This window comes from Nonomuraea sp. NPDC048892 (assembly GCF_040649735.1).
Taxonomy (GTDB): Bacteria; Actinomycetota; Actinomycetes; order Streptosporangiales; family Streptosporangiaceae; genus Nonomuraea; species Nonomuraea maheshkhaliensis.
The window spans coordinates 765,306-778,315 of sequence record NZ_JBEZFZ010000004.1 but is presented as its reverse complement, the minus strand read 5'-3'; the positions used below and the strand labels follow the sequence as shown (position 1 = coordinate 778,315).

The window sequence follows — 13,010 nt, the reverse complement described above, 5'->3', positions numbered from 1 at the left end:
ATGTTTCTCAGGCGACCCACGACGAAGGAAGCGGGGACGCTGCCGCAGTGGCGGCTGATGTGGCGGCAGTTCCGCAGGCACCGGCTCGCGATGGCCGGCGCGGCGATCCTCATCCCGGTCTACTTCGTGGCGATCTTCGCGGAGTTCTTCGCGCCGATGTCCAGCTCGACGGCGAACACGTCGATGACATACGCGCCGCCGCAGGTGCTGCGCCTGTCGGGTGAGCACGGCCTGCACGTGTACGGGTACACGACCGAGCGCGACCCGAAGACGTACGAGCAGACCTACACCGAGGATCCGTCCCAGGTGGTCGAGGCCGGGCTGTTCGTGCGTGGGGACGCGTACAAGCTGCTCGGGCTGATCCCGTCCGACATCCACCTGATCGGGCCCGTGCAGAAGGGCGCGCCGTTCTTCCTGCTGGGCTCCGACCAGAACGGGCGTGACCTGCTGTCCAGGCTGATCCACGGCGCCCGCGTGTCGCTGTCGATCGGGCTGGTCGGCGTGGCGGCCAGCTTCTTACTCGGCATGCTGATAGGCGGCATATCAGGGTATTTCGGGGGCGCTGTCGACAACATCGTGCAGCGGGTCATCGAGTTCCTGATGGCGATCCCGACCCTGCCGCTGTGGATGGCGCTGTCGGCCGCGCTCCCCACCGACTGGGGGCCGCTGACCCGGTACTTCGCCATCACCGTGCTCCTGTCGCTGATCGGGTGGACCGGGCTGGCCAGGGACGTGCGCGGGCGGTTCCTGTCGCTGCGCGAAGAGGACTTCGTCACCGCCGCCCGGCTGGACGGCGTGGGCCGGCTGTCGATCATCTTCCGGCACATGATCCCCTCGTTCGCCAGCCACATCATCGCCTCGCTGTCGCTGGCCATTCCGAGCATGATCCTGGGCGAGACCAGCCTGAGCTTCCTCGGCCTGGGGCTGCAGGCGCCGGCGGTGAGCTGGGGCGTGCTGCTGGAGGGCGCGCAGAACGTGCGCGTGGTCGCCAACGCGCCGTGGCTGCTGGCGCCGGGCGTCGCGGTGGTGGTCGTCGTGGTCGCAATGAACTTCTTCGGGGACGGGCTGCGTGACGCCGCGGACCCGTACGGATCGGCGGGCCGGCCCCGCGCCAGGACGCCCTTCTGGCGCAGGCGCCCGCGGCGACCGGCCCCCGTGAGCACCGGTACGGCCACCAACGCGGCGACCGGAGCAGCAGGCGACACCCCGGGCGACACCCCGATCGACACGGCAATCGACACGGCAAGGGGGCGGTGAGGCGTGGGCGCGGACGACGTGCTGCTGGAGATCGAGAACCTGCGCACGCACTTCCTCATGGACGACGGCGTGATCGCCGCCGTGGACGGCGTGGACCTACGCGTGCGCAGGGGCGAGACGCTGGCCATCGTCGGCGAGTCGGGGTGCGGGAAGAGCGTCATGGCCCGCTCGATCCTGCGCCTGGTCGACCGGCCGGGCCGGATCGAGGGCGGAAAGATCACCCTGCACCGCGACGGCGGCCCCGTCGAGCTGGTCGGCGCGCCCGCCCGGCTGCTGCGGGAGATCAGGTGGCGGGACATCGCGATGGTGTTCCAGGAGCCGATGGCCTCGCTGAGCCTGGTGCACACGATCGGCAGCCAGATCGTCGAGGCGGTCCGGCTGCACGAGAACGTGGGCAAGGCCGCCGCCCGCAGGCGGGCGATCGAGATGCTCGACCGGGTCGGCATCCCGATGCCGCAGCGGCGGGTGGACTCCTATCCGTTCGAGCTGAGCGGCGGCATGCGGCAGCGGGCGATGATCGCCATGGCGCTGTCGTGCCGGCCGAGCCTGCTCATCGCCGACGAGCCGACGACCGCCCTGGACGTGACCACGCAGGCGCAGATCCTGGAGCTGCTGCGTGACCTCCAGGACGAGTTCGGCATGGCGATCATGCTGATCACGCACGACCTCGGCGTGGCGGCGCAGGTGGCCGACACGATGGCGGTGATGTACCTGGGCCGGGTCGTCGAGTACGGCACCGCCGAGCAGGTGCTGGGCGAGCCCCGCCATCCGTACGCGCAGGCGCTGCTGCGCTCGATGCCGCGGCTGGGGCGCGCCTCACGCACCCGGCTGACGGCGATCAAGGGCATGGTCCCGCCCCCGTACGCGCGGCCCGCCGGCTGCTCCTTCCACCCGCGCTGCGACCGGGTCGTGGCCGGTCGGTGCGACGTGGCGGAGCCGCGCCTGATCCCGGTGAGCGAGCCCGCGGGCGACCGCGAGGTGTCCTGCCTGCTCTACGAGGAGGACAAGTGAGCACGGAACCCCTGCTGCGGATCGAGGGGCTGACCAAGCACTTCCCCGTCCGCAGCGGCCTGCTGGGCCGGCAGGTCGGCGCGGTGAAGGCGGTCGACGAGGTCGACCTGGACCTCGTCGCGGGCCGCACGCTCGGCCTGGTCGGCGAGTCCGGCTGCGGCAAGACCACGCTGGGCCGGTGCATCGTGCGGGCGCACGACCCCACCGGCGGGCGCATGCTCTACCGGCGGCCGGACGGCTCGGTGATCGACGTGGCGGGGCTGAAGGAGAAGGAGCTCACGTCGTACCGGGCGGAAGTGCGGATGATCTTCCAGGACCCGCACTCGTCGCTCAACCCGCGCAAGACGCTGCGCGAGATCATCGGCGAGCCGATGCGGGTGCACAGAACCGGCACCAAGGAGGAGATCGAGGCGCGGGTCGGCGAGCTGCTCGAGCGCGTCGGCCTGCGGCCCGAGTACGCCGACCGCTACCCGCACGCCTTCAGCGGCGGGCAGCGGCAGCGGGTCGGCATCGCGCGGGCGCTGGCGCTCTCGCCCCGGCTGGTCGTCGCCGACGAGGCGGTGAGCGCGCTGGACGTGTCGGTCCGGGCCCAGATCCTCAACCTGCTGACGGACCTGCGGGAGGAGGAGGGGCTCGGGTTCCTGTTCGTCAGCCACGACCTGGGCATCATCGAGCACGTCGCGGACGACGTCGCGGTGATGTACCTGGGCCGGGTGGTCGAGCAGGGCCCGACCGAGCGGCTCTACCAGCGGCCCATGCACCCCTACACCGAGGCGCTGCTGTCGGCGGTGCCCGATCCCGATCCGGCGGCCAGGAAGCAGCGCGAGCGGATCAAGCTGCTCGGCGACATCGCCGACCCGGCGCACGTGCCGCCGGGCTGTCCGTTCCATCCCCGCTGCGTGTACGCGCGGGACGAGTGCCGTACAGAACGGCCGCCGCTGCGCGAGGTCGAGGGGCGGCGGGTGGCCTGCCACTTCGCCGGGGAGCTCGACCTGCGCGGCGTCCCCGACCCCGACGTCCGAGAGGTGAGCGCGTGAACGAGGCGCAGTCGAAGGATGCCGTACGCGAGCGTGATCCGCGTTTCGACGGTGTCGTCCGCCCTACCGGCGGCCCTTCCGGCGGGCTGCCGGGCGCCCGTGAGGCGCTGCTGCCGGCGCCGCACGGGCCCGACAACCACGCCGCCAACCTGCTCCGCACCGGCGGCGGCGAGCTGCTGTGCACCTGGTTCAGCGGCCCCCAGGAAGGCGACCCCGGCACGAACGTGGTGCTCTCGCGGCTGACCGGCGACCGCTGGGAGCAACCGCTGCTCGTGGCGGCCGACCCGCTGCGCAGCGAGCAGAACCCGGTGCTGTTCGAGGACGGCGGCGGGCGGGTGTGGCTGCTGCACACCTCCAGCGAGCCGCACGACCAGACGACCGCGCACGTCGTGGCCCGCGAGTCGGCGGACGCGGGCCGCACGTGGAGCGAGCCGCGCGTGCTGTTCTCCCGGCCGGGCGTCTTCGTCCGGCACCCGCCGGTGGTCCTGGACGACGGCACGTGGGTGCTGCCCGCCTACCACTGCACGGCCGGCGGTGACCACAGCGTGGTGGAGGTCAGCGCGGACGGCGGGCGTACGTGGAGCGAGCACGAGGTGCCTGCGAGCGCGGACCTGGTGCAGATGACGATCGCGCGGCGGCCGGACGGCCGGCTGCTGGCGATGTTCCGCGACCGGCGGGCGGGGCGGATCCACGCCGCCACCTCCTCCGACGGCCGCGCCTGGTCCGCCCCTGAGCGGACCGGCCTGCCGAACAACGACTCCTCCGTCCAGCTCACAAGGCTCGGCGACGGACGGCTCGCGCTCGTCTACAACGACGCGAGCCTGGAGCGCGGCCAGTTCAGATGGGTGACCAAGCACGGCGAGCGGCGCAAAAAGGCACTGCGCACCCCGCTGGCCGTCGCCGTCTCCGAGGACGGCGGCGCGACCTGGCCGCACCGGCGCATTCTGCAGGACGCCGACGCCGAATATCGGCGAAGCGAGCTCGGCTATTCCTATCCGAGCGTCACCGAGGGCCGGGAAGGACGGCTCGACGTCGCCTTCTCGTATTTGCGGAAGACCATCAAGTATCTGGAGATCGACGCTTCATGAAAATCCGGCAGAACCTTTTATACGGCGCCTTGGCGGTCGCCGTCGGCGTGCCCTCCTACCTGGCGGGCGGGCCCGCCGGCGGGGCTGACGGCGGCGACGTGCGGGTGGATCCTCCCACCGGCGCGTACGCCTGCCGCCAGGACGTGGCGGCCCCCGACCCGGCCGTGCCCAAGGTGCACGCCGCCGCCGTCACGCAGGCCCCGACGGGAGACCTGCTGACCGTCTACTACGGCGGCACCTCGGAGGGCGCCGCCGACCAGGCGCTGTACCTGTCACGCCTGGAGCCGGGCAAGAAGACCTGGTCGAAACCCGAGGTCGTGTTCGACGAGGCGGGCAAGGCCGACGGCAACCCCGTGCTGTGGTCGGACGGCGAGCGGGTCTACCTGTTCTTCGTCGTCATCGAGGGCCACGGCTGGGAGCAGTCCTCGATCCGGCTCATCACCTCAGGCGACGGGGGCCGCACCTGGAGCGAGCCCGCCACCATCCGCTCCGAGTGGGGCTGGATGGTCGGCACCAACCCGATCCGCATGTCGAACGGCGAGGTGCTGCTGCCCATCTACGACGAGGAGAGGTCCACCTCCGGCTTCTACGTCTTCAGCCAGGACATGAGCACGTGGAAGTCCTATCCGGAGGACACCGGGGCCTGGATCCGCACGCCGAACGGCTCGATCCAGCCGACCGTGGCGGAGGTGGAGCCGGGCCGGCTGGTGGCGTACCTGCGGACCGGTGACCAGGCCGTCTACAAGAGCGAGTCCACCGACTTCGGCCGCACCTGGAGCGCTCCGGTGGCCGAGCCGATCGGCAACCCGAACTCGCGGGTCGCCGCGCTGAAGCTGGCCGACGGCAAGCTCGTGCTGGCCTACAACCCGTGGGTGGAGCACCGCTCCCCCATGCGGCTCTCGCTCTCGCCCGACAAGGGGCGCACGTGGGAGAACTCGGTGGACGTCGAGGCGCAGTCGGGCCCGCAGTTCACCTATCCGGTGCTCACGCAGAGCTCGGACGGATTCATTCACCTGGTCTATTCCTACAACCGCAACAACATCCGGCACGTCGTCTTCAACGAGGAATTCCTCCGTAATTCGGTGGGGCTGCTGTCGAACTGGCCCGAGCACACGATCACCGAGTTCAGGAAGGGCGTCCGGCGAAATGTCGTGCGCCAGTGCGGCTACACCCCCTCCAAATAGCCCGGCTGAAGGAGATCCCCTGTGAACAAGGTGCGTGCTGTCGCGCTGCTCGCCCTCGCTCTGTCCGTCCCCGCCATCCCCGCCGTCCCCGCCAACGCCGCCTCCGCCGCGGCCTGCAAGGACGTGCCGAACAAGTACAACCTTCCGTTCAGCGTCTGCGACGACGAGCTGTTCATCTTCGCGGCCAACTACAAGCCGTTCGAGTCGACCGTCCAGGATGAGCAGGGGGCCGCGACCAGGGTCTTCGACGAGCTCATCGGGAACAAGCTGCGCGCGGCGTTCCCCGACGTCAAGATCAAGTACGCGACGTGGGACTACCCCGTCCGTTACGAGGACCTGAAGAAGGCCGGGGTCACCCCGGACATCGTCATCGAGGACCCGAAGAACCGCATCGACCGCGACCTCGAACCGCTCGGCTGGGTCGGCGACCTCACGGCCGACCTGGAGCGGGCCGGCATCGACCTCAGCACGCTGAACCAGGCGGCGGTGGAGCTGACCAGATCGCGCTCCGACGGCGGCATCTACGGCGTGCCGCTGTTCATCGACGAGCATGTGTTGCTCTACAACAAGAAGATCTTCGACAAGTTCCGGGTGAAGTATCCCGAGCCCGGCATGACGTACGACGAGGCGTACAAGAAGGCCAAGCAGCTGACCAGGGACGACGGCCTGGATCACTACAAGGGCTACATGCAGCACCCCGACCAGTACCTCGACTTCAACCAGGCCGGGCTCTACCCGTTCCTGCCGACGTCGAGCGAGGAGCCCGCGCCCGAGGACGTCAAGGTCGACATCAGCGGGGACGCCTGGAAGACGTACGTCGACAACCTGTACCGCTTCCTGGAGATCCCGCGCAACGACTTCACCACCGTCACCGACTTCTTCAAGGGCGACATGAGCCAGCCGGGCCACCTGGCCATGGCGGTCGACACGCTCTCGCGGCTCAGCATGTACGCCGGCAGCGAGCTGTTCATCGAGGACGGCGACGAGGCCGCCTTCGCCGAGCAGGCCAAGAGCGTCGACATCGGCGTCAGCGCGATCCCGGTGCTGAAGAAGGGCGCCACCACGACCTACCAGCCGAACACGCGGGCCGCTTTCGTTCCGCCGTCCTCGCCCAAGAAGGAGCAGGCGCTGGCGATCGTGAAGTGGCTGGTCTCCGAGGAGGGCCAGACGGAGCTGTCCAGCCACGGCGTCAAGGCGGTGCTGGAGACCGACCAGGTCGTGGCGAGCTTCGGCAAGGCCGTCCCCGAGCTGGCCAAGATCGACACCTCGGCCGTCTACTGGGGCGAGAACGCCGCGATCTCCAATTACGCGAACACCGAGTACTGGGACCTGCCGCTGTGGTCGGTCTACCGCCAGCACATCCTGCGTGACGGCGGGACGCCCGAGCAGGCGCTGACCCTCTCCCAGCAGCAGGACATCCCCAACTACATCAAGGCTCAGTCCGAGTCAGGGAAGGATTGGTAACACTGTCCCCCACCGTGGAACGCTGGGGCGTCCACGAGATCGAACTGGCCGGGCCCTCCGGCGGCAACCCCTTCGCGGAGGTTCGCCTGTCGGCCCGGTACCGGTTCCGCAATCGCGTCGTCGAGGCCGAGGGCTTCTACGACGGCGACGGCGTCTACCGCGTCCGGTTCATGCCGGACGCGGTGGGTCCGTGGAGCTACACCACCGTCAGCAACGTGACCGAGCTGGACGGGCACACGGGCGGCTTCGAGGCGGAGCCGCCCGCTCCCGGGAACCACGGCCCCGTGCGGGCCACCGGCACCGACTTCGAGTACGCCGACGGCACCCCGTACCTGCCGTTCGGCACGACCGCCTACCACTGGACGCACGACATGGACGCGGAGCGCGAGCGCAGGACGCTGGCCACGCTCGCCGCCTCCCCGTTCAACAAGCTGCGCATGTGCGTGCTGCCGACCGGGCCGATGCGGCCGCCCGAGGTGCCGTTCGCCGGCGAGGACCCCGGCGGGCTGGACAGGACCCGGTACAACCCGGTCTTCTTCCGCCATCTCGAAGCCAGGATCAGGGATCTGCTGGAGCTGGGTATCGAGGCCGACGTCATCCTCTTCCACCCGTACGACGGAGGGGTGCGGGGAGTCGAGGACATGGGGCGCGAGGCCGATCACGCCTACCTGCGGCACGTCGTCGCCCGCCTGTCCGCCTACCGCAACGTGTGGTGGTCGGCCGCCAACGAGTACGACTTCAACCGGGCCAAGACCGTCGCGGACTGGGACGACATCCTGCGCACGATCCAGCGGCTGGACCCGTACGAGCATCTGCGCTCGATCCACAACGGCACCCGCATGTACGAGGTCGCGACCCTGTACGACAACACCAAGCCGTGGATCACCCACCACAGCGTCCAGCACTGGGACGTCACGCCGGCCTCCGAGTGGCTGCGCGCCTGCCCGAAGCCGGTGGTGCTGGACGAGATCTCCTACGAGGGGAACATCGGCAAGCGCTGGGGTAACGTCACCGGCCCCGAGCTGGTGGACCGCTGCTGGGAGGCCATGGCGCGCGGCGCGTACGCGGGGCACGGCGAATCGCTGGCCGGGCACGAGGAGCGGGCCTGGATCGGCAACGGCGGCGGCTTGTACGGGGAGAGCCCGGCCAGGATCGCGTTCCTGCGCGAGGTCATGGAGGGGCTGCGCCGCGACGGCGGCGCCCTGCGCTACCTGGGCCGGCGGCGACCGGCCCGCGTCACGGTGGAGCCTCCCTCGGACGGCGGCGCCCGCGAAGGCGTCCGCGAAGCCAGCCACGAGGGCGGCCACGACGACGGCGGCTACACCGTGGAGATCATCGACGCCTGGAACATGACGCGCACGCCGGTGGCGGGCGTGCACCGGGGACGGGCCGAGATCGTGCTGCCGCGCCGCCCGTACCTGGCGCTGCGGATGACGGAAGTGGAGGACCGATGAGGATCGGGCCGATGGCGACCACCGCGCTCGGCTGGCACCTGCACGGCGAGAAGCGGCGCGCGCGGACGCTCGCCGCCCTGGCATCCTCGCCGTTCGACCGGGTGCGGATGGCGGCGGCCGCGACCCGGTGCACGCTGGACGAGCTGGAGGAGCGGATCTCGGAGCTGGCGGCGATCGGCGTGACCGCCGAGATCGTGCTGCTGCGCGCCGAGGACGGCATCGACGACGCCGGCGCCGCCGCCCGCTACGTGACGGAGGTGGTCCCGCGGCTGGCCGCGCACGGGAACGTGTGGTGGTCGCTGTCGGACGACCCCGCCGCGCTGCCGGGCCTGTCCGAGCACGACTGGGTGGCGCTGGCGCGGCTGGTCGCCGAGGAGGACCCCGGCCACCACCCGCTGTCGATCACGACAGGCCCGGACGACCCGCTGGTGTGGCGGCACGGCTTCACCCACGGCAGCGTGATCGCGCCCCGCCCGCGCGACGCCTGGGTGCGGACGCGCGACCACCACCGGCCGGTGCTCATGGACATGTGCGGGTACGAGGGCGACGCGGACGACCCCTGGCGCAGCCTGCCCCCCGAGGAGGTGGTCACCAGCGCGTGGGACGGCGCGATCCGGCGGCGGTACGTGACGCACGGCGAGGCGTACGCCGACGACGAGGGCCTGACCTGGTCACGGGACGGTGGGACGCTCACCGGCGAGGCCGTGCCCCGGCTCGCGCTGCTGCGGCACGTCTTCGCCGGCACGCCGGACGAGGCGACCTACCGCGACCGCGACGCGCCCATGCTGGAGCTGCCCGGCGAGTTCTACCTGGAGTTCTGCGGCGAGCACCGCTTCCCGCAGCGGGAGTACGAGGTGCCGGAGGGCCGGTACGAGGTCGAGGTGATCGACACGTGGGAGATGACGGTCACGCCGGGCGGCGTGCGGGAGGGCCCGACGGTGACGGTCGACCTGCCGGGCACGGTCGGCCAGGCCGTCCGGCTGAGGCGGTGCCCGTGACCGTCTCCGCGCGGACCGCCGGCAGCCCCGGCATCACTGGCAGTCCCGGCAGCCCCGGCAGTCCCGGCATCGCTGGCAGCGCCGCCATCGCCGCCATCGCCGAGCCGGGCGGGAAGTACGTCGAGGTGGTGGCGGGCCGGGACGGGCCGGAGATGCTGCTCGGCCGCCGCGACGCCGGCGCCCCGCACCTGCGCGTCCCGCTGCGCGGCCTGCTCACCGCCTCGGCGGGCCGGCCGTGGCGGGTCGAGCCCGCGCGGCCCGGCGGCGTGACGGTGACGGACGGCGGGACCCTGGTGGTGACGGCCCTGGCCGAGGCGCTGAGCGCGCGCCTGGAGCTGGCCTTCACCGCCGACGGCCGGCTCACGCTCACCACCACGTGGCGCAACGACTCGGCCGAGGAGGTCGCCGACGTGGCGGCCGGCCTGCTGATCCCGCTGCCCACCGAGGACGCCCACGTGACCCTGCCCGGCGTGCTCTACAACGACAACCCCTCGTCCGACCCGGCCCGTACCGTCCCGCACATCGCGGGCGGGCTCGTGGTCGAGGAGCACCGGCTGCCCGTCCCCGCGGTCAACGCCGCGTGGGACGGCCGTTACGTCAGCCTCTTCGCCCACCCCGAGCCCGACCGGTCGCCCGAGGACGGCACCGTCGCCTACGGCTCGCTCGGCCTCCTGCGCTCGCCGAAGCTCGCGGAACAGGGGCTGATGGTGACGGCCATGTCCGGCGTGATCATGTTCGACGGGCGTCCCGACGTCTGTTACGTCAGCAAGGCCGAGGTCGCGGACCGGCCGGTCGGCTACCGTGACCTCGCCCCCGCGGCGACCCTCACCACCCGGCACACGCTGGACTGGGGGCCGGTCGAGCCGCGCGGGCTCGGCTTCACCACGCTCGTGCGCACCGGCCTCTACCAGGACGAGGGCGCCAGGCCCCTGTCCGCGGACGAGCTGGTCCGGCTCAAGGCCAACGCCATGGACGCCCGCTGGAACGGCGACGGCTACCTCGCCTACGACGGCGTACGGCACGGCCGGCCCCGGTCGTACCTGTACGGCTGGACCGGGCAGTGCATGAAGCTGGCCCGCTGCGACGCCCTGCTCGGCCTCCAGGAGGGCCGGCCGGAGCGGATCGAGCGGGCCCGGCGGGCCGCGGACTTCTACGTCGCGGGCAGCGCGACGCAGGTGCGCGGCCTGCGGGCCGCCCGCTATCTCGTCGACGACGGCGCGTGGGAGCTGTTCCGCAGGGACGGCGCGGACTTCGTCTCCAGCCGTGCCCACGGCGAGACCATCGCCGATCTGGCCGGCCTGGCCGCCGACTTCAGGGACGCGGGTCTCGACGTGCCGCAGGAGTGGGAGGAGGCGGTGGCGCAGGCCGCCACGCTCTTCTGGCACTCGCGGCTGCCCGAGGGCGTCGTCCCGCTCGGCTGGACCTCGACGGGCGCCTCGGTCAGCACCATGGTCACCGCGGCGGGAATCGCGTGCGTGCAGGCGATGCTGGGGGCCTACCGGCTCGGCGGCGAGCGCGTGTGGCTGCTGCGCGCCGAGGAGGTGCTCGGCCAGTACCACCGGCTGCACGCGGCCACGTTCGAGCGGCCGTTCGCGCACGCCACGCTCGACGCCTCAGGGGAGGACAAGGAGGCCGGGATGTACTACTTCCTGGCCGCCTTCGAGCTGTACCGGCTCACCGGCAAGGAGCTGTACGCGGGGTGGGCGCGGACGGCGGCCGACTGGCTGCTCACGTTCGTCTACGTGTGGTCGCCCGAGTACGACATGGGCACCACGTTCGAGCGGCGCGGCTTCAAGGCGTGCGGCTGGCCGTCGGTGAGCGTGCAGAACCACCACCTCGACGTGTTCTTCCCGACCTCCGAGCTGATGGAGTTCGGCCTGGCGACCGGCGAACCACGGTACGCCAAGCGCGCCTGGACGATTTTGCACGCCATGGGCCAGGGCGTCTGCGCGGAGCCCGGCGACTGGGGCTTCGAGGTGCCCGGCGAGCAGGGTGAAGGGTTCTTCCAGACGAACTGGCAGCGTACGGGCGAGGCGAACACGTGGAACCCGTCCTGGGTGATCGCCCTGCCGCTCTACCACGCGCTGCGGATGAGGAAGGCGGCATGAACTTCGCCGACGAGGAAGCGGCCTGGCGGTACGCGGACGAGCTGAAGGACCGGGTGCGCCCGCCCGCGTTCCCCGACCGCTGGTTCGACCTGACCGACTACGGCACCGGGGGCCCGTGGACGGAGGCGTTCCGCGCCGCCGTCGCGGCCTGCCACGAGGCGGGCGGCGGTCATGTGCGGGTGCCGCCGGGAACGTACGAGACCGGCGCCATCCACCTGCTCAGCAACGTGGACCTGCACGTCGAGGCGGGGGCGACGATCCGGTTCAGCACCGACCCGGCCGACTACCTACCGGTCGTCTACACCCGGTTCTCGGCCGTCGAGTGCTACAACTACTCCCCCTTCGTCTACGCCTACGGCCAGGAGAACATCGCGATCACCGGCGCCGGGACGCTCGACGGCTCGGCCGGCCCCGAGCACTGGTGGCCGTGGGTGGGCACGCCCGAGTTCGGCTACCGGGAGGGCGCGCCGCACGAGGCGGCGGACTGGGCCGAGCTGCAGCGGATGGCGGCCGACGGTATCCCGGTGGCGGAGCGGGTGTTCGGGGCCGGGCACTACCTGCGGCCGAACATGATCCAGCCGTACCTGTGCCGCAACGTGCTGGTGGAGGGCGTGCGGATCGTGCGCTCCCCCATGTGGGAAATCCATCCGGTCCGGTGCGAGAACGTGCTGGTCAGGAACGTGTCCATCCACTCGCGCGGCCCCAACAACGACGGCTGCGACCCCGAGTCGTGCCGCTCGGTGGTGATCACCGGCTGCGTGTTCGACGTGGGCGACGACTGCATCGCCATCAAGGCGGGACGCGGGCCCGACGGGCGGCGGGTCGGGGTGCCGTGCGAGGACGTGCTGATCGAGGACTGCGACATGCGCTACCGGTACGGCTCGGTCGCCATCGGGACGGACACGACCGGCGGCATCCGCAACGTGTTCGTCCGCCGCTGCCGGTGGGGCGGTCCCGGGTTGTACTTCGGGCTCTACATCAAGACGAACTCCGTGCGCGGCGGCTTCGTGGAGAACGTCTATGTCAAGGACGTCGAGGTCAGCGAGCTGACCAAGGAGGTCGTCTCGATCGACCTCTACCACGGGGACGGGCACAACGGCGACGATCCGCCGCCGATCAGGAACGTCCACGTGTCGGGGGTGCGCAGCGACCGCACGCGCAGCGCGTACCTGCTGCGGGGGTATCCCGAGCAGCCGCTGCGGGAGATCACGATCAGGGACAGCTCGTTCGCGCGGGTGCTGCGTGCGGACGTGGCCGGCGACGTGGAGGGCCTGTCGGTCACGGGGGTGACCGTGGGCGAGAGCTGATCGCGGGCCTGGGGCTGATCGCGGGCTTGCGCTGATCGCGGGCTCTGGGCTGGTCGCGGGCGGGAGCTGACCGCGGGCGGGATCGACCGGCGAGCCGGCCTT

The 13,010-nt window shown here is 71.4% G+C and carries 10 protein-coding genes; all 10 read left to right on the top strand.

Annotated elements, in window-relative coordinates:
- From AB0C28_RS17215 to AB0C28_RS17170, 10 genes are read left to right on the top strand one after another with little or no spacing between them, the layout of a single operon-like run.
- Window positions 1–1,257: an ABC transporter permease gene (locus AB0C28_RS17215; RefSeq protein ID WP_357836240.1), complete on the top strand. Its 1,257-nt coding sequence runs from the start codon at window positions 1–3 to the stop codon at window positions 1,255–1,257.
- 3 nt (window positions 1,258–1,260) lie between these two features.
- The gene (locus tag AB0C28_RS17210; RefSeq protein WP_358075401.1) at window positions 1,261–2,268 is read left to right on the top strand and encodes an ABC transporter ATP-binding protein; all 1,008 of its coding nucleotides are present in this window, start codon (window positions 1,261–1,263) and stop codon (window positions 2,266–2,268) included.
- Entirely contained in the window at window positions 2,265–3,305 is a 1,041-nt protein-coding gene (locus tag AB0C28_RS17205; RefSeq protein WP_346109513.1) for an oligopeptide/dipeptide ABC transporter ATP-binding protein, read from the top strand. The genes AB0C28_RS17210 and AB0C28_RS17205 overlap by 4 nt, the downstream gene beginning before the upstream one ends.
- Window positions 3,302–4,393 (top strand): sialidase family protein, encoded by a 1,092-nt coding sequence (locus AB0C28_RS17200; RefSeq protein WP_358075398.1) that lies wholly within the window; start codon window positions 3,302–3,304, stop codon window positions 4,391–4,393. Before AB0C28_RS17205 ends, AB0C28_RS17200 begins: the two co-directional genes overlap by 4 nt.
- Complete coding sequence (locus AB0C28_RS17195; RefSeq protein ID WP_358075395.1) at window positions 4,390–5,577, top strand: sialidase family protein; 1,188 nt, start codon at window positions 4,390–4,392, stop codon at window positions 5,575–5,577. Before AB0C28_RS17200 ends, AB0C28_RS17195 begins: the two co-directional genes overlap by 4 nt.
- Before the next feature lie 21 nt (window positions 5,578–5,598).
- Entirely contained in the window at window positions 5,599–7,041 is a 1,443-nt protein-coding gene (locus tag AB0C28_RS17190) for an ABC transporter substrate-binding protein (RefSeq protein WP_358075392.1), read from the top strand.
- 14 nt (window positions 7,042–7,055) lie between these two features.
- Complete coding sequence (locus tag AB0C28_RS17185) at window positions 7,056–8,495, top strand: DUF5060 domain-containing protein (protein ID WP_358075389.1); 1,440 nt, start codon at window positions 7,056–7,058, stop codon at window positions 8,493–8,495.
- Window positions 8,492–9,493: a DUF5605 domain-containing protein gene (locus AB0C28_RS17180; RefSeq protein WP_358075387.1), complete on the top strand. Its 1,002-nt coding sequence runs from the start codon at window positions 8,492–8,494 to the stop codon at window positions 9,491–9,493. Before AB0C28_RS17185 ends, AB0C28_RS17180 begins: the two co-directional genes overlap by 4 nt.
- Entirely contained in the window at window positions 9,490–11,601 is a 2,112-nt protein-coding gene (locus AB0C28_RS17175; RefSeq protein ID WP_358075384.1) for a hypothetical protein, read from the top strand. Before AB0C28_RS17180 ends, AB0C28_RS17175 begins: the two co-directional genes overlap by 4 nt.
- A complete protein-coding gene (locus tag AB0C28_RS17170; RefSeq protein WP_358075381.1) occupies window positions 11,598–12,908 on the top strand; it encodes a glycoside hydrolase family 28 protein in 1,311 nt (436 codons plus the stop codon). The genes AB0C28_RS17175 and AB0C28_RS17170 overlap by 4 nt, the downstream gene beginning before the upstream one ends.
- Window positions 12,909–13,010: the final 102 nt, after the last annotated feature.